Annotated in this window: 16 protein-coding genes and 1 pseudogene; 4 read left to right on the top strand and 13 right to left on the bottom strand. The window is 57.7% G+C overall.

Features of this window, described 5'->3' with window-relative positions; all coding sequences use genetic code 11:
* Positions 1 to 108: 108 nt before the first annotated feature.
* Positions 109 to 810 (bottom strand): RHS repeat-associated core domain-containing protein, encoded by a 702-nt coding sequence (locus ACZYSM_RS27255; protein WP_489076477.1) that lies wholly within the window; start codon positions 808 to 810, stop codon positions 109 to 111.
* A gap of 45 nt (positions 811 to 855) precedes the next feature.
* Between ACZYSM_RS27255 and ACZYSM_RS27250 the strand changes: the two genes are divergently transcribed.
* The gene (locus tag ACZYSM_RS27250; RefSeq protein ID WP_489076475.1) at positions 856 to 1,206 is read left to right on the top strand and encodes a hypothetical protein; all 351 of its coding nucleotides are present in this window, start codon (positions 856 to 858) and stop codon (positions 1,204 to 1,206) included.
* Positions 1,207 to 1,347: 141 nt separating this feature from the next.
* On the opposite strand, the gene ACZYSM_RS27245 is transcribed toward ACZYSM_RS27250, so the two are convergent.
* The 7 genes from ACZYSM_RS27245 to ACZYSM_RS27215 all read right to left on the bottom strand — a co-directional run bounded on the left by ACZYSM_RS27245 (position 1,348) and on the right by ACZYSM_RS27215 (position 6,788).
* On the bottom strand, positions 1,348 to 2,370 hold the full coding sequence (locus tag ACZYSM_RS27245) for an RHS repeat-associated core domain-containing protein (protein ID WP_489076473.1): 1,023 nt from the start codon (positions 2,368 to 2,370) through the stop codon (positions 1,348 to 1,350).
* 168 nt (positions 2,371 to 2,538) lie between these two features.
* Positions 2,539 to 3,669 carry an RHS repeat-associated core domain-containing protein gene (locus ACZYSM_RS27240; protein WP_489076471.1) on the bottom strand — a complete coding sequence of 377 codons (1,131 nt, stop codon included), beginning with the start codon at positions 3,667 to 3,669 and terminating at the stop codon, positions 2,539 to 2,541.
* Positions 3,670 to 3,832: 163 nt separating this feature from the next.
* The gene (locus tag ACZYSM_RS27235) at positions 3,833 to 4,012 is read right to left on the bottom strand and encodes a hypothetical protein (protein ID WP_489076469.1); all 180 of its coding nucleotides are present in this window, start codon (positions 4,010 to 4,012) and stop codon (positions 3,833 to 3,835) included.
* Between the two features lie 323 nt (positions 4,013 to 4,335).
* Positions 4,336 to 4,608 (bottom strand): hypothetical protein, encoded by a 273-nt coding sequence (locus tag ACZYSM_RS27230; protein ID WP_489076467.1) that lies wholly within the window; start codon positions 4,606 to 4,608, stop codon positions 4,336 to 4,338.
* Between the two features lie 217 nt (positions 4,609 to 4,825).
* Positions 4,826 to 5,500 carry an anti-sigma factor gene (locus ACZYSM_RS27225; protein WP_489076465.1) on the bottom strand — a complete coding sequence of 225 codons (675 nt, stop codon included), beginning with the start codon at positions 5,498 to 5,500 and terminating at the stop codon, positions 4,826 to 4,828.
* Positions 5,497 to 6,141, bottom strand: a complete 645-nt coding sequence (locus ACZYSM_RS27220) for a sigma-70 family RNA polymerase sigma factor (RefSeq protein ID WP_489076463.1) — start codon at positions 6,139 to 6,141, stop codon at positions 5,497 to 5,499. The genes ACZYSM_RS27225 and ACZYSM_RS27220 overlap by 4 nt, the downstream gene beginning before the upstream one ends.
* A gap of 53 nt (positions 6,142 to 6,194) precedes the next feature.
* Positions 6,195 to 6,788, bottom strand: coding sequence for a fasciclin domain-containing protein (locus ACZYSM_RS27215; RefSeq protein ID WP_489076461.1), 594 nt, complete (start codon positions 6,786 to 6,788; stop codon positions 6,195 to 6,197).
* A gap of 236 nt (positions 6,789 to 7,024) precedes the next feature.
* Here ACZYSM_RS27215 and ACZYSM_RS27210 point away from each other — a divergent pair, with 236 nt between their 5' ends.
* Positions 7,025 to 7,588: a DUF2780 domain-containing protein gene (locus ACZYSM_RS27210; RefSeq protein WP_489076479.1), complete on the top strand. Its 564-nt coding sequence runs from the start codon at positions 7,025 to 7,027 to the stop codon at positions 7,586 to 7,588.
* A gap of 49 nt (positions 7,589 to 7,637) precedes the next feature.
* Here the strand turns inward: ACZYSM_RS27210 and ACZYSM_RS27205 are convergent.
* A pseudogene (locus ACZYSM_RS27205) lies at positions 7,638 to 7,832 on the bottom strand (acyltransferase); the annotation flags it as partial.
* Between the two features lie 261 nt (positions 7,833 to 8,093).
* On the opposite strand from ACZYSM_RS27205, the gene rloA2 reads away from it, so the two are divergent.
* On the top strand, positions 8,094 to 8,594 hold the full coding sequence (gene rloA2 / locus ACZYSM_RS27200; protein ID WP_489076459.1) for a retropepsin-like aspartic peptidase RloA2: 501 nt from the start codon (positions 8,094 to 8,096) through the stop codon (positions 8,592 to 8,594).
* 144 nt (positions 8,595 to 8,738) lie between these two features.
* On the opposite strand, the gene ACZYSM_RS27195 is transcribed toward rloA2, so the two are convergent.
* The 3 genes from ACZYSM_RS27195 to ACZYSM_RS27185 form a co-directional block, all read right to left on the bottom strand.
* Complete coding sequence (locus tag ACZYSM_RS27195) at positions 8,739 to 9,368, bottom strand: glutathione S-transferase (protein WP_489076457.1); 630 nt, start codon at positions 9,366 to 9,368, stop codon at positions 8,739 to 8,741.
* 263 nt (positions 9,369 to 9,631) lie between these two features.
* Complete coding sequence (locus ACZYSM_RS27190) at positions 9,632 to 10,339, bottom strand: 3'-5' exonuclease (RefSeq protein ID WP_489076455.1); 708 nt, start codon at positions 10,337 to 10,339, stop codon at positions 9,632 to 9,634.
* Positions 10,336 to 12,276, bottom strand: a complete 1,941-nt coding sequence (locus ACZYSM_RS27185; RefSeq protein ID WP_489076453.1) for a putative nucleotidyltransferase substrate binding domain-containing protein — start codon at positions 12,274 to 12,276, stop codon at positions 10,336 to 10,338. Before ACZYSM_RS27185 ends, ACZYSM_RS27190 begins: the two co-directional genes overlap by 4 nt.
* Positions 12,277 to 12,524: 248 nt before the next feature.
* Here ACZYSM_RS27185 and ACZYSM_RS27180 point away from each other — a divergent pair, with 248 nt between their 5' ends.
* Positions 12,525 to 12,971 (top strand): response regulator, encoded by a 447-nt coding sequence (locus tag ACZYSM_RS27180; protein WP_489076451.1) that lies wholly within the window; start codon positions 12,525 to 12,527, stop codon positions 12,969 to 12,971.
* Positions 12,972 to 13,138: 167 nt separating this feature from the next.
* On the opposite strand, the gene ACZYSM_RS27175 is transcribed toward ACZYSM_RS27180, so the two are convergent.
* Positions 13,139 to 15,316: a malate synthase G gene (locus ACZYSM_RS27175; protein ID WP_489076449.1), complete on the bottom strand. Its 2,178-nt coding sequence runs from the start codon at positions 15,314 to 15,316 to the stop codon at positions 13,139 to 13,141.
* Positions 15,317 to 15,693 lie beyond the last annotated feature (377 nt).

Genomic DNA, 15,693 nt, shown 5'->3' with positions numbered 1-15,693 from the left:
GTTGACCCGAAAATCAGCAAAATGAGGGCGAAAATCGGCCCTGGAAATGCAAAATAAGGCCGGCAGGTTGAAAAAAACCGGCTTGGCAATGGGGGCGGTGCGAACGGGTTAATTGTTCAGCGTCTCCCTAATGGAAATCATATCGGCTACATGGGGCATGAAAATAGTTTGCGTGGTGTATCCCCCGTTGATGCCACGATGAATGGATGTGCTGTAATCACGCTCTGGGATCATCCCTGAGTAGTTTTTTACGTAAACGCTGTATACCTCTGGAACTGCGCCTGACTCTAAAGCTCTTAATTTGGCGTATCCTTTGGCTAAGTTAGGATCTATGGTTGCATAGAATCCCTTTCCTAGTTGTTTTTTTCCGATGCCCAATTCGGGATCTATTCCTTGCATGAGTTTTTTTGAATGTTTGTCTGTAGAGCCATGATGTCCAGCCATTTCGTAGATTGCATCTTGTGCTTTTGGCGTCGGGGTAGAGAGTCTTCTTATCTTATTAAATGGCTGTGTGGGTCTGCTAACTTCTAGTAGCTCAAAAGTGTGTTTTGATTTGGCTCGTGGAAAGAGGTTGCTTAAGAAGCCAAGCATTTTACTCCAAAATGAATGGCCAGTTGGGTCGCGGCGATTAACCGAATCCCCCCCACAATACGCATACCCATTCAACCCACCCTCCCCAAACGGACTCCAACTGTCCGGGCTGTTAAAGCGCATCAACACCAGGTTAAACGCCCGATAGCCATTACCCAGCAGATAGTGCCCGGTCACCGGGTCCGGGCGTTCGCCGTTGAAGCCAAGCAGGCTGAGCAAGCCGTTTTCCGGGGCTCGGTGGCCGTAAGGTGAGTAGGCGAGGGGATGAGTCCGCGTCGCGTCGAGTGCGTACAATACCGAGCGTTGTTGATCGGTGGCGAGCAAGGTGGTTTCGACGGTGCCGCCCTGGCGCTGTTGTTGCGCCAGCAGTTGATCCTCTTGCTGAAAGATCGAGCGCTGCACCGAGCCCTGAATCTCGGTGGCCAGGCGGGTTTTCAGGTAGAAGTGCTGGGTGCTAGCCTGCGCCGATGGCGTGCAAGCGGCCAGGCGATCCAGTGGGTCGTAGTGGTAGCGGCAGAGCAGGGTTTCGCGGTTCGTCGGCATGGGGTGGGCTCCCTGAAAGGCTCGTCGATTCAGGTCCTCACTCTCGCGCAATTGGCCAATGCTGCCTACTAGCAGAACTGCTAGGATCGGAGGCTGTCGGGAGGTCGAAATCATCAATTCGACGATGCGCCAAGCGGCTACATCGAGTGTTGATGTGAACGCTATAAATGAATCCGTTCCCATTCTCCCCGTGCTTTTAGATAACCAAGTTTATTATTTGCGAATGATGAGAGCTTTCTGAACTGGAGAGCGGGCGGTACGAGGTATAACGGAATAATAATGTTTGACTGAAATGTCATCATACATAATAGGGTGAAGGATAACTGTCCCCTCATCCTGGCCGGTGCCCACGGTGTAGTCCACTCCATGTTTTTTAGATTGAATATTTTTCACGTAGACTTTAACCACTGATGCACTGTCAGCAGGTTTGGTGGGGTGGTGCAGAAAGTCTCTGGCATAACTGTCGGCGCCCTCTACCTCTTGTGTGATATAGAGCCCTTCACCATGTTTCAGTTTTGTTAAGCTACTGTTGGTGCCGGAAAATTTTTCCAACGGGCCATTTTTTACCAGGTTATCAGCGCCAGCGACTGTGGTTCCGTGAAATCCCAAGGCAGATATTGTTCTGGGAGGCAGGGGCTTTTTGATATTTTGTGTAGCCTTTCTCATAACCCTAAGCTTTCTTAATACATACTTCACCCACGCCCAAATATGCCCTGTCGGATCGCTCCGATTCACCGGATCCCCAGCGCAATACACATACGCATTCAATCCACCCTCCCCAAACGGACTCAAACTGTCCGGGCTGTTGAAACGCATTAACACTGGGTTAAACGCCCGATAGCCATTACCCAATAAATAATGCCCGGTCACCGGGTCCGGTCGTTCGCCGTTGAAGCCGAGCAGGCTGAGCAAACCACCCCCCGGGGCTCGATGGCCGTAGGGTGTATAGGCGAGGGGGTGAGGCTGTGTCGCGTCGAGTGCGATCAACACCGAACGTTGTTGATCGGTGGCGAGCAAGGTGGTTTCCACAGTGCCGCCCTGGCGCTGTTGTTGGGCCAGCAGTTGATCGTCTTGCTGAAAGATCGAGCGCTGCACCGAGCCCTGAATTTCGGTGGCCAGGCGGGTTTTCAGGTAGAAGCTCTGGGTGCTGGCCTGCGCTGATGGCGTGCAAGCGGCCAGGCGATCCAATGGGTCGTAGTGGTAGCGGTAGAGCAGGGTTTCGCGGTTCGTCGGCATGGTGTGAACTCCCTGAAAGGCTTGTCGATTCAGGTTATTACTCTTCCTGAATTGGCCAATGCCGCCTACTAGCAGAACTGCTAGGGTCGGGGTTGCTGATGGGGCGGAATCATCGGCTTCGACGATACGCACCCATTATTCAGTTAGCGGGATACTTTCCTACCAGATTTAACGCCTGCCCCTTCTTATCGAGGAGTTGGACGAACCTGAACTCCAATCGCTTGGCCCTGACTCTCCAGACCAGGTGGAGTTTGAAGATGAGTAATTTGCGGGTCTGTATGGCTGTATGGTAGCGACAGGGCGATTCGCGGCGGCTGAGGACGATCCAGATACAGCAGCTGAAGGAGGCGTAGATTGATTTGGTTTTACCACCGCAATCTGCGTTGATCGACCGTAATTTGGACCTACTGAAGCGACCTGCGTTGCTTGAGTTCTAGCGGCCAAACGGTCCCACATGCTTGCGCCGCCGGATGAGCCGGGGAGTGAGGCGTTACTTTCCCGAGACGGAGTCGAACTTGGGAGCCCCCCAACCTTAGAATGAAACCAACCATCTTTGGCGGTGAAGGGATTATTACTTGGCGCCGCCCCAAGCTTTGAGAGTCCATTCGGGTTGGGAGCTCCCAAGGTGTTGAGCAATTGTCCATTAACGCTTGAACTCAAAGCGCTCACAGCGTTATGGCCTGCTGCTCTTTGCGCCTGATAGGCACGAAGAAAATCATTCGTTGTATCTATCAGATTGTTGAGCCCAATGCGAAACAACGAAAAGAAAGCATGCCCAGTCGAATCCTGATTCATGACCGGTTCACCCCCGCAATACGCATACGCATTCAACCCACCCTTCCCAAACGGACTCCAATTGTCCGGGCTGTTGAAACGCATTAACACTGGGTTAAACGCCCGATAGCCATTACCCAATAAATAATGCCCGGTCACCGGGTCCGGTCGTTCGCCGTTGAAGCCGAGCAGGCTGAGCAAACCACCCCCCGGGGCTCGATGGCCGTAGGGTGTATAGGCGAGGGGGTGAGGCTGTGTCGCGTTGAGTGCGTTCAAGACCGAGCGCTGTTGATCAGTGGCTAGCAAGGTGGTTTCCACGGTGCCGCCCTGGTGCTGTTGTTGCGCCAGCAGTTGATCCTCCTGCTGAAAGATCGAGCGCTGCTCCGAGCCCTGAATCTCGGTGGCCAAACGGTTTTTCAGGTAGAAGCGCCGGGTGCTGGCCTGCGCCGATGGCGTGCAAGCGGCCAGGCGATCCAGTGGGTCGTAATGGTAGTGGCAGAGCAGGGTTTCGCGGTTCGTCGGCATGGGATGAGTTCCCTGAGAGGTGCGTCGATTCAGGTTATTACTCTCCCTGAATTGCCCAACGCTGCCTACTAGCAGAACTGCTAGGGGCGGGCTGCAGAGAGGCCGAAATCATCAACCATCGACGATGGGCCGCGAGGTTAAATCGAGGTTTGAGGTGAGTGCTTTAAATAAGTCTGTTTTTTGTCGCCGCTTCTGGGAGCACTATAATTTCGACCTTCACTGGATAAGTGAATTTGCCTTTGACTTTCTTTTTTGCTTCTTTGGGGGTGTCTGCGTCCACTGATCCATATTGGTTACTGTGAATGCCATTAACCGCGCGGGCGGTGTAGATGTAAGTAATCATTTAAGTTCCTTTTATTAGTTAGACAGTGATGTGCAAGGTATCCGTCTGTAGGGGTGAAACCCTGTTGATAAAGTTTTAAGTCCTGGATGATGTTTCGTCTACTGTCAGAAATTACAGGTCGCATCGACAAGTCTGGTGTTTCGGACGGGCGGTTGACTGCCTTGAAAGTATTGGGGTGTGAGTAGGGTCATTAGTGAAGAAGACGGATTTGATCGTCCCCACGCGCCGCAAAGGAATGCCTCACTGGACGCTCTTGGATGTGACGCAGAGCGTCACGGGCTGCATTCCCACGCGGGAGCGTGGGAACGATCGGCGTGAGTTTTTTATGACGAAGCTTGCGCCTGCAACCGCCGCCCGATTACGTCCATCAAGTCGCAGCCGTCGCGCAGGGGGATGGCGAGGACTCGGGCGAAGTCGTGGAGCACCACCGCGTCGCTGCTGATTTCTTCGCGCAGGACAAGGTTTTCCAGCAGCTGGGTCACGGCGCGGATGCGGTAGGCGGCCGTGTCGTGGAGCACGTCGGGGGGTGCCTGAGTGTCGATGAGCTGGGAGTGGAAGTCGTTGTCGATGCCGGTGATGGGCATGTATCGGTTCATGATTTGCTCTCTATTTTGTTCGCTGAATGCCGTCACTATTCGTCGCCAAACGAAGGGTGGCGGCTGTACGCGGGTTGGCGAACCGGCAACAGAGAAAACCGGCAGACTCGAGAGTCTCCCGCGCACAGCCGCCATAAAACAAGCGGCTTTGCGGGTGCAAAAGTACCTGCAAGCAGACAACTTTTTGCATTCTCACACACGGAGTGAACGATCAATCTTACAACGCCGCCAACTGCCCCTGATACAGCACCGGCCCGGTCGGTTGCCCGGTCGGCGAGCCGCCTTGTGGTTCAAGGCTGACGGCCAGCGCAATCGGCGTGCAGAGCAGGGTTTGCTGCTCTTCGCTCAGGTTGACCCGGCCTTTGCCGCCGACCGGCAGCAGGCCGAGGGAGATCGGTTTGCCGTCGGGTCCAATGGCCCACAGTTCCAGGCTGCGACCCGGTTCGACGGCAGCAAGGGTCAGTGGTTCGACTTGCAGGTAGTCGTCATGGGCCTTGATCCGCAACGCAGGTTGTTCGGTGGCACTGATCAGCGTCGCGCTGTAACGGGCGTCGTCACGGGTGTAGAGAATGCCCAGGGTCACGGCCACCAGCAGCGAACACACCGCGGCGGTGACGCGCAGCCAATTCCAGAACGGACGCTTCTCTGGCACGTGTAATTGCTGCGGCTCGATCCGTGCAGTGATGGCCCGCCATACGCGGTCCGGCACCGGCTCTTCGACCAGCGGCTCGTTCAGGCTGACCAGGGTTTCCTGCCACTGGGCCAGCTCAGCGCGCAGTGCGGCATCTTCGCGCAATAGTTGTTCGAAACGCCGGCGAGCAGCGGCGGGCATCAAGCCGATGGCGTAATCGGCGGCCAGTGCGCGGCGCAGGCGGGGGGTCAGGTTGTTCATGCTTCAAGGCACCTGCGCAGGCGCTCCATACCGCGGCGAATCCAGGATTTGACCGAGCCCAGTGGCGCGGCCAGATGTTCGGCCAGCTCAGCGCACGATAAACCCTGAAAGTAGGCGACGGTGATCGATTGACGCTGCATGCCTTCGAGGTTTTCCAGGCAGTGCTTCAATGCACTGGCGTCGCGCACACGGCTCAACAGTTCATGGGCAGACGGGGCTTCATCGACCAGCGCCTGTTCTTCCCGCTCGCCAAGAGGCCGGTCGCGATGTTTGCGTAACTGGTCTATGGCCTGATTTCGGGTGATGTTGATCATCCAGGTCAGCGGCGCGGACAGATGCTCCTGGTAGCGTGAGGCGTTGTTCCAGATCCGCACGAAGCTCTCTTGCAGCACATCTTCAGCCAGATCGCGACGCCCCATAAAGCGCAACGCCACGCCGTGCAAACGCGGGGCAACGCTGCGGTAGAGGGTTTCAAACGCGCGACGGTCGCCCAGTGAACACTGGGCCAGAAGCTGTCGGAGCTGATCGGCGTCGTCGGTGGAAATGACGGTTCTCCAAGTAGTCGATGTAGCGGCGGTTGGCTGCGTGCGGTGCCGGTTGCAGGCAGAGGTTAGTTCACGGCGCGCAGTTGTTCCATTCACGGAGGACCCTCAAAGCAAACGCCGGCCCTGATGCGCAGGGCCGGCATCAATGCTCAACTTTTAGGCAGCAGCACTTTGTCGATGACCTGGATCACGCCGTTGGACTGGTTCACGTCATAGGTGGTGATGTCGGCGGTGGCACCTTTTTCATCCTTGAGCACGATGTTGTGCGGGCCATTCATCATGATCCACAACTTGCCACCACTTACAGTAACAAGCTCTGCCTTGCCGCCGCCGGTCTTGATCCGTTTGGCCAACTCCGCCATATCGAGCTTACCGGCGACCACGTGGTAGGTGAGGATGTGAGTCAGGGTGGCTTTGTTTTCCGGTTTGAGCAGGGTGTCGACGGTACCGGCGGGCAGGGCGGCAAAGGCCGAGTTGACCGGCGCGAACACGGTGAACGGGCCTTTACCTTTGAGGGTGTCGACCAGCCCGGCGGCTTTTACGGCGGCAACCAGGGTGGTGTGGTCGGCTGAGTTGACGGCGTTATCGATGATGTCTTTGCTCGGCATCATGCTCTGGCCGCCGACCATCACGCTGTCGTGGCTCATGTCGGCTGCTTGTGCGATGGTCATCGTCAGGCCGCTGGAAAGGGCCAGGGTCAGTAGGCTGGCGATCAACGGGGTTTTAATCGGAGTGCGTTTCATGGTGATGATCCTCGTGGGGAAAATCGGTCAGGAGTGTCTGTCCGTGCTTGATATACGTTGGCCGGTGGACACTGGATGCAGTGCGCGGGAAATTTTTTCGACTGGATTTCAGAGGGGCTGACGACTGACCGCAACAACGCTCCTCACGCTGGGAACAATCCCCGTCCTTGCCAGTCCAACGGCTGCTTTTCACTACCCATTGCAGGGTGGTTTTCATGGCCCAAGAGGTTGTTTCGATGAAGGTTTCTCGCGGTATTGCACTCGCTTTGCTCATGACCCTGGCGACAGGCCCGGTCTTCGCGGCGTTCAACCTGAGCGATGTGGCCAACGCAGTCTCCGGTGCGCAAGGCAATCAGAGCGACGATGGGGCAGACGCGGCAGCGCCCGATTTGCTCGATACGCTGGGTTCGCAGCTCGACATCACTCCGCAACAGGCGCTCGGCGGAGCCGGCGCGATGCTCGGGTTGGCGAAGAATCGGCTGAGCGCGACCGACTTCTCGCAATTGAGCCAAAGCGTGCCGGGCCTGGATCTGCTCTCGGGCAATAACGCCCTGGGTGGGCTGGGTGGGCTGGGTGGCTTGGGTGGACTGCTGGGTCCGTCCGGCCAGTCTTCAATGCTCAATGGTTTGTTGGGCAACGTGAAAGACACCAGTGACCTGAACAACGCCTTCAGCGCTCTGGGCATGGACAGCGGGATGATCGGCCTGTTTGCCCCGGTGATCCTGCAATACTTCGGTCAGCAGGGCGTTGGCGGCTCGCTGCTGCAAAGTCTGGGCGGGATCTGGGGCGCTGGTAGCTGATTCAACGGCACTCGGCGCGCAAGGCGTCGATGCGCTGGTCCTTCTCGGTCTAGAGCTGGTTGACCCAGTTCTGGACGGTCTGGCGAAACGCCGGATCGTTTTCGTAATCACCCTGGCACAGTGCCGGGTCCAGCTCGCGGGTCTGGATGTTGATGATCACCTTCGGCACATCACCACTGATCAAACTCCAGAACCCCGGGATCTCCGCCTGCGGGTAAACCACCGTCACGTCCAGAATCGCATCCCGGGCGTGAGGCCAAATCGCACGTGAGTGCTGACGAATGTTTCACGTTTGGTTGGGTAGGGTGGTTTCAGCTATAGATTGCTGGAAGGTCGTGCGGACCTTATCGCGGGCAAGGACTAGGCGTCCCCCCCTGCTCCTACAGATGGGTCCAAAAAAACTGGACCACAACAGGCTTGCCCGCGAAGTGATCTCAAGAGCGAACGAATTCCAACGTTACGGTCTAAAATCCCGCTGCCTCATTCCCCTAAGGAACCCTCTCAAGTGAAATCCGTCCTTGCACTTTTGTCCCTCCTGGCCCTGCCGGTCATGGCCGCCGAGCCGACCCTTTACGGGCGCTACGAAAACATCAAGTTGCCGGAAATCGGTGAGACCCTGCAAGCCAAAATGGACACCGGAGCCCTGACCGCGTCGCTGTCGGCCAAGGACATCGAGATCTTTACCCGTGATGGCGAAAAATGGGTGCGTTTCCGCCTGGCGACCAAGGGCGCAAGCGACAAGGTCTATGAGCATAAAATCGCGCGGATCAGCAAAATCAAAAACCGCGCCGATGAGGACGAAGACAAGGTAGGTTCCGAGGCCACCAAGCGTCCGGTAGTGGAACTGGAAATGTGCCTGGGCAACGTCAAGCGCACCGTCGAGGTCAACTTGACCGATCGCAGCAGCTTCAACTATCCACTGCTGATTGGCGCCAAGGCGTTGCGTGAGTTCGGTGCAGCAGTGAACCCGGCTCGGCGGTTTACGGCGGATAAGCCGGATTGCTGATTGGGGTTGAGAGCTTAACCCGCAGTAGGGAAAGCAGACATCGATTGAGCTCCGTGCAGGGTCCAAAAAACCGGACCCTCAGCATCGGAGCTTTTTCAGGCGTTGCCTACTAGCAGAACTGCGAGGGTTTTGGCCTTGCTCGTTTCAAACCGGCGGCTGGGTTTCCAACATTGACGGTCGCTGACTGACTTCGGCATACCAGGCGCCAAGTTTTGGATTGGCTTCACGCCAGTTCAGGTCCGGGTGGCGGAAGTCCAAGTAACCCAAAGCACACGCCACACTGATCGCCGCCACATCGAAATGGCTGGTCAGCTCGGCAATCGCATCTGCTTCCAGCACCGCCAGGGCGCGGCGGATTTTGTTGCGTTGGGCTTCGAGCCACTCGTCCCAGTGTTTTTCCGGGGCGCGCAGGGCGACTTCGTAACGCACCAGTACCGAGGCATCCATGATCCCGTCGGCCATCGAGGCCAGGGTCAGGCGGCGCCATCGGGCCGAGCCGTCGCGGGGGATCAGCGGGTTGCCGACGTGCTGGTGGTCGAGGTAGTCGAGAATCACCCTGCTGTCGTGCAGCACATTACCGTCGGCCAGGCGCAGGGCCGGGATTTTACCCAACGGGTTGTCCTGATTAAGGGCGGCGTTCGGGCTGACGGGGCTGAGTTGGCAGTCTTGCAGCGCCACGCGGTCCAGTTGGCCTGTTTCGTGGAGCAGCACCATCACTTTGCGAACGTAAGGCGAGGCTGGGTTGTGGAACAAGGTCATGCTGGGGGCGGACATGGACATTCCTCACAAAATGGGCAGGGCGTTAGCCTATTAAGTTCCGGGGCGGCTGGCGAGGGTTCTGTGTCGCTGGTGGCTCCTACACCTTCATCCTGGGGTTGACCACCTCCCCGTAGCAGCTGGCGAAGCCTGCGTTCGGCTGCGCAGCAGTCGCAAAACCTGCCACCGTGGTGGGGCAGGTATAACGCGTTGGCTGGATTACGACCGCTTCGCAGCCGAACGCAGGCTTCGCCAGCTGCTACGGGGCCGGCGATTACCTGTTAAAACGAATGCGCCTGCTTGCGGCGTTTCCATTGGTTCAGCCGTTGTTGCAGATTCAGCGGGCTATGAATCTGCTGCTGCCGTGCGCGACTGAACAGGATCAACGCCAGTTCGGCGGTGGCCAGGGCATCGGCGCTGGCGTGGTGGCGTTCACCAACCTGCAGTTTGAAATGGGCGATCCAGTCATCCAGTCCGGCTTCACGAATGTGCGCCTGGGGACAGAGCAGCGGCGCCATGTCGGCGATGTCCAGAAAAGGGTGCTGCAAACGGTAACCCAGGCTGTCCTTCAAGGCCCGCCCGAGCATGTGCTGGTCGAACGGTGCATGGAAGGCCAGCAACGGGCTGTCGCCGACGAACTCCATGAAGTCCAGCAAGGCTTCGACCGGATCGCTTCCGGCGGCAATGGCACTGGGGCCTAGGCCGTGGATCAGTACGCTGGGGCTGAGTTTGTGATCGGTGCGCTGTAGGGTTCGCTCGAATTGCTGGCTGAAATCGATCGCGCCGTCTTCGATCACTACCGCACCGATGGACAGCACCAGATCCTTGTTCAGGTTGAGCCCGGTGGTTTCCAGATCGACCACCACCCAGCGCTGCTCGCGCAGGCTGCATTCGCTCATCTGCGGGGCGACCATCAAACGCTCCAGTCGCTGTTGCTGTTCACCCGTCAGTGTCGGGCTATTGGGGCGTAGCCAGGAGAACAGGCTCATAGTTGATACCGTAGCGTCAGGCTGCTTTGCAGGCGTTGGGCCTGACGCAGGGATTCACGCAGGATTCGTCGGTCCAGATGATTGAGGCTGTCAGGGTCAACCCGGTTGGAGTAGGGCAGGTTCTCGCGGGTTTGCAGCTGATGCTGCTGCATGCGGGTTTGCTGGATGAAGTGGTAGGCCTCTTCATAGGCCGCGCCATCCAGCCGTTCGATAACCTCCTTGGCGACCAGTTGCCGCAGGCGTTCCAGGGTGTTGTTGGCTTCGATGCCGTTGGCCAGGGCCAACAGTCGGGCGCCGTCGACGAAGGGGGTCAGGCCTTGGACTTTCAGATCCAGAGTGGCCTTTTCGTTGCCCTTGCGGGCCAGCACGAACTCGCGGAAACGCCCCACCGGCGGGCGTTGACGCAAGGCGTTTTCCGCCAGCATGCGCTGAAACAGTCGGTTGTCAGCGACCTGATCGAGAATGCTGCGGCGCAATTGCTCACAGCCTTGCTCATCACCCCAGACCACTCGCAAATCGAAATAGATGCTCGAGCCCAGCAGGTTCTCCGGTGTTGCTTCACGGATAAACGCAGAGAAACGCCGGGCCCATTCGGCACGCGACAAACACAGCTCGGGGTTACCGGCCATGATGTTGCCCTTGCACAGGGTGAATCCGCACAGCGCCAGGGTCTGGTTGATCTGCTGCGCCAACGGCAGCAGTTTGCTACGGATCTCGGCAGCATGCGCAGCGTCTCTCGCTTCGAAGAGGATGCCGTTGTCCTGATCGGTATGCAGTGTCTGCTCGCGGCGACCTTCACTGCCGAAACACAGCCAACTGAACGGCACACCGGGATCGCCCTTGTCCGCCAGGGTCAATTCGATAACGCGGCACACGGTATGGTCGTTGAGCAAGGTGATGATGTGGGTGATCTGGGTCGAGGACGCACCGTGGGCGAGCATGCGCTCCACCAGTTGGCCGATCTCGCCGCGAATCGCCACCAGGTTTTCCACCCGAGGTGCGTTGCGGATGGTCCGCGCCAGATGCACCAGATCGACCCGTTGCAGGGAAAACAGATCGCGCTCCGAGACCACGCCGCACAGGCGCTGATCCTTGACCAGGCAAACATGGGCGATATGCCGTTCGGTCATGGCAATCGCTGCGTCAAAGGCGCTGTGATCGGGCGTCAGGGAAAACGGCGCCTGGGTCATGTGCCGTTCGATGCTCTGGTTGAAATCGTTGGTGCCATCGGCGACCACCTGGCGCAGGTCACGCAGGGTGAAAATGCCGATTGGAGCTTTTTGCTCATCGACCACCACGATGCTGCCGACCTGTTGCTCGTGCATCAGGGTCACCGCTTCGCGTAGCGGCGTGAGCGGGCTGCAGGACACCGGATGGCGCATGGCCAACTCGCCCAGGCGTGTATTGAGCGAATACTGGGTGCCGAGGGTTTCCACGGCTTTTTGCTGAACTTGCTGGTTGACCTGATCAAGCAGGCTGCTGACCCCGCGCAGGGCGAAGTCGCGGAACGGGCTCGATAGCGCAAACAGCTTTATGAACGCCGGTTTGTTCAGTTGCAGGCAAAAGGTATCTTCGGCCGCCAGGTGTTCGGTACGTGTCGCGCGTTCGCCGAGCAGTGCGGCCAGAGGGAAACACTCGCCGGTAGTAATTTCGAAAGTGGTTTCGGTACCGCCCTTGGCGGTGTGCGGGCGCTCACCGACGACGCGTCCTTGCTTGACGATATAGAAGTGTTCAACCGGACCGTCGGCGGGCTTAATGATGCTCTCACCCGGGGCGTAGAAGCGCAGTTGGCATTGCTCGACCAGGTAAGCCAGGTGAGCATTTTCCATCTGATTGAAAGGCGGGAACCGTTGAAGGAACTGCACGGTGCCATGGATGTTCTGCAACACCGCCGTTTTCCCTGCCTGGGTGAAGGCATCCGCTTTACTCATAATCATTACCGCAGTCTTTTTTGAATTGTTGTTGGATCATCAGCTATGGTCGGCCCCTGTGCGCGGGGTGCCCATTGGACGTAAGTCTAGGTGGCTACCCTCTAAGTCGAAGTTTCGGAGAAAACCTACAGAGCGAACGCAAAAAACTGTCATAAGCTCTATTAGCAACTCTCCGACGAAATGCCCGTCGAACGTTTGTTCAGTGATGCCTGAGCACCGTGCCAAGGGATTGATTCAAACACGTAGAGAAACGTATGCCCGACCACGATATTTTGACTGATGCCGAGCGCGAGGCGCTGAGCGCCGTCATGCTCGAACCTGATTTGCCGCCGCAGCGCGTATTGATCGCCGATGACGATAAGGACGCGCGCGAGCTGCTGGCGGAAATTCTTGGTCTGGATGGCATTCGCTGCGTCACGGCGGCCAGCGGCAAAGCGGCTCTCGAATTATTGAAATCGAGTAAATCGATTGGCTTGCTCATCACTGATCTGCGGATGGCACCGTGCAATGGTCTGGATTTGATACGCAAGGTGCGCGAGTCGGAGCGGGCAGCGCTGCCGATTATCATCATTTCCGGGGACGCGGATGTCAGAGATGCCATCGCCGCCATGCATTTGAGTGTGGTGGATTTCCTGCTCAAGCCGATCGATACCAACGAGTTGCTGGCGTTGGTGAGGCATGAGTTGGGAGTGGTGCCGTAGGTGTGTGGTGTTACTCATGACGCTATCGCGAGCAAGCTCGCTCCTACAGGTATTGCGCGGTCCCTGTAGGAGCGAGCTTGCTCGCGATAGCGGTTTCGGGACAACCAAAACAAAAAAAGCCCTGGTCTCGCGATCAGGGCTTTTTGTTATCTACCGCTAACGCTTATTCACAGACCATTCTTGGCCTTGAACTCGCGGCGGCGACGGTGCAGGACCGGCTCGGTGTAACCATTTGGCTGTTTAGTGCCTTCGATCACCAGTTCGACGGCCGCCTGGAAGGCAATGTTGCTGTCGAAGTTCGGTGCCAGCGGACGGTATAACGCGTCGTTGGCGTTCTGCCGGTCGACCACGGGTGCCATGCGCTTGAGGCTTTCCAGCACCTGGGTCTCGTTGACGATGCCATGGCGTAACCAGTTGGCGATGTGCTGGCTGGAAATACGCAGCGTGGCACGGTCTTCCATCAGGCCGACGTCGTTGATGTCCGGTACTTTCGAACAACCCACGCCTTGGTCGATCCAGCGCACCACGTAACCGAGGATGCCCTGGGCGTTGTTATCCAGTTCGTTCTGGACTTCTTCGGCCGACCAGTGGGTGTTGCTCGCCAACGGGATGGTCAGGATGTCGTCGATCGATGCGCGACCACGCTTGGCCAGTTCGGCCTGACGGGCGAACACGTCGACCTTGTGGTAGTGCAGCGCGTGCAGTGCAGCGGCGGTCGGCGATGGCACCCAGGCAGTGTTCGCGCCGGCCAGCGGATGAGCGATTTTCTGCTCGAGCATCGCGGCCATCAGGTCGGGCATGGCCCACATGCCTTTACCGATCTGGGCGCGACCTTGCAGGCCGGTGCTCAGGCCGATATCGACGTTCCAGTTCTCGTAGGCGCCGATCCATTTCTGCGCCTTCATGTCCGCTTTACGCACCATCGCGCCAGCTTCCATGGAGGTGTGGATTTCATCGCCAGTGCGGTCCAGGAAACCGGTGTTGATGAACACCACACGCTCGCTGGCTGCTTTGATGCAGGCCTTGAGGTTGACCGTGGTACGCCGCTCTTCGTCCATGATGCCGACTTTGAGGGTGTTGCGCGGCAGTTCGAGAACCTCTTCGATACGACCGAACAGCTCGTTGGTGAACGCCACTTCTTCCGGGCCGTGCATTTTCGGTTTAACGATGTAGACCGAGCCGGTACGGCTGTTTTTACGCGAGTTATTGCCGTTGAGGTTGTGAATCGCTGCGAGGCTGGTGACCAGGCCGTCGAGAATCCCTTCGGGCACTTCGTTGCCGTCTTTGTCGAGAATCGCGTCGATGGTCATCAAATGGCCAACGTTACGCACGAACAACAGGGAACGGCCGTGCAGGCTCAGTTCGCTTCCGTCGAGCGCGGTGTAGCGGCGGTCAGCGTTCATGGTGCGGGTAAAGGTCTTGCCGCCCTTGGACACTTCTTCGCACAGGTCGCCCTTCATCAGGCCGAGCCAGTTGCGGTAGATCACTACTTTGTCATCGGCATCGACAGCGGCGACCGAGTCTTCGCAGTCCATGATGGTGGTCAGCGCAGCTTCCATCAGCAGGTCTTTGATGCCGGCAGGGTCGGTCTGACCGACCGGAGTGCTGGCGTCGATCTGGATTTCGAAGTGCAGACCGTTGTTTTTCAGCAGGATCGCGGTCGGTGCAGCGGCGTCGCCATGGAAGGCGATCAACTGCGCGTCGTTGCGCAGGCCACTGTTGCTGCCGCCCTTGAGGCTGACCACCAGTTTGCCGTCAACGATCTTGTAACCGGTGGAGTCGACGTGGGAGCCGGCCGACAAAGGCACGGCTTCGTCGAGGAAGGCGCGAGCGAAGGCGATGACTTTGTCGCCACGGACCTTGTTGTAGCCTTTGCCTTTCTCTGCGCCGTTGGCCTCGCTGATGGCGTCAGTGCCGTACAGCGCGTCGTATAGCGAGCCCCAGCGGGCGTTCGAGGCATTGAGGGCGAAACGGGCATTCATCACCGGAACGACCAGTTGTGGACCGGCCATGCGAGCGATTTCGTCGTCGACATTTTGTGTCGTCGCCTGGAAATCCGCCGCTTCTGGCAGCAGATAACCGATGTCTTGCAGGAAAGCTTTGTAGGCCACGGCGTCATGCGCCTGGCCGGCACGGGACTGGTGCCAGGCATCAATACGCACCTGGAAGTCGTCGCGTTTGGCGAGTAGGGCTTTGTTCTTCGGCGCCAGGTCATGAATGACCTTGTCGGCACCGCCCCAGAACTTATCGGCGGTGAGGCCGGTACCGGGAATGGCTTCGTTGTTCACGAAGTCGAACAGGACTTTGGCGACCTGCAGGCCACCGACTTGAACGTGTTCAGTCATTGCTTGCCTCACTCTGCTCAGCTATTTCGCTTTTCAGCTCTTCAATTTAACAATGAAGCCTCTGGCCATTTAAACCACAAACCCCTGCACCAGTACATGCCATTGCTGGCGGCTGGGTGGGTCCAATCAACGGCAGAGCCTTGCTGACGGGGCTTTTCGGGGTTGCGATGGCGCCTGGGCAGACATCGATCCAGCGTTATGTAGTGCGCGCTTCGGCATACTACATGATGAATTGCGGTTGTGAAAATTAGACTAAATACGTCGTTTAGCGACTTAAGCCAGCTGTTCGGTCACGCTGGGGGATGGGATGTTCTCAAAAAACCATTAGATTGTTCCAGATAAATATAAAAACAGTACACGATTTGTTTTCTGTAGGA

The sequence above is a fragment of the Pseudomonas sp. F220 genome (assembly GCF_057813935.1).
The sequence above is the reverse complement of the archived record's forward strand: the minus strand, read 5'-3'. Positions and strand labels throughout refer to the sequence as shown.

Coding starts and splice junctions, on each gene's coding strand:
- ACZYSM_RS27235 (WP_489076469.1), bottom strand. CDS start 4,012: ATGATTACTTACATCTACACCGCCCGCGCGGTTAATGGCATTCACAGT.
- ACZYSM_RS27215 (WP_489076461.1), bottom strand. CDS start 6,788: ATGAAACGCACTCCGATTAAAACCCCGTTGATCGCCAGCCTACTGACC.
- ACZYSM_RS27230 (WP_489076467.1), bottom strand. CDS start 4,608: ATGAACCGATACATGCCCATCACCGGCATCGACAACGACTTCCACTCC.
- ACZYSM_RS27185 (WP_489076453.1), bottom strand. CDS start 12,276: ATGATTATGAGTAAAGCGGATGCCTTCACCCAGGCAGGGAAAACGGCG.
- ACZYSM_RS27240 (WP_489076471.1), bottom strand. CDS start 3,669: ATGCCGACGAACCGCGAAACCCTGCTCTGCCACTACCATTACGACCCA.
- ACZYSM_RS27245 (WP_489076473.1), bottom strand. CDS start 2,370: ATGCCGACGAACCGCGAAACCCTGCTCTACCGCTACCACTACGACCCA.
- ACZYSM_RS27250 (WP_489076475.1), top strand. CDS start 856: ATGAGTCCGCGTCGCGTCGAGTGCGTACAATACCGAGCGTTGTTGATC.
- ACZYSM_RS27195 (WP_489076457.1), bottom strand. CDS start 9,368: ATGTCCGCCCCCAGCATGACCTTGTTCCACAACCCAGCCTCGCCTTAC.
- ACZYSM_RS27225 (WP_489076465.1), bottom strand. CDS start 5,500: ATGAACAACCTGACCCCCCGCCTGCGCCGCGCACTGGCCGCCGATTAC.
- ACZYSM_RS27180 (WP_489076451.1), top strand. CDS start 12,525: ATGCCCGACCACGATATTTTGACTGATGCCGAGCGCGAGGCGCTGAGC.
- ACZYSM_RS27190 (WP_489076455.1), bottom strand. CDS start 10,339: ATGAGCCTGTTCTCCTGGCTACGCCCCAATAGCCCGACACTGACGGGT.
- ACZYSM_RS27210 (WP_489076479.1), top strand. CDS start 7,025: ATGAAGGTTTCTCGCGGTATTGCACTCGCTTTGCTCATGACCCTGGCG.
- ACZYSM_RS27175 (WP_489076449.1), bottom strand. CDS start 15,316: ATGACTGAACACGTTCAAGTCGGTGGCCTGCAGGTCGCCAAAGTCCTG.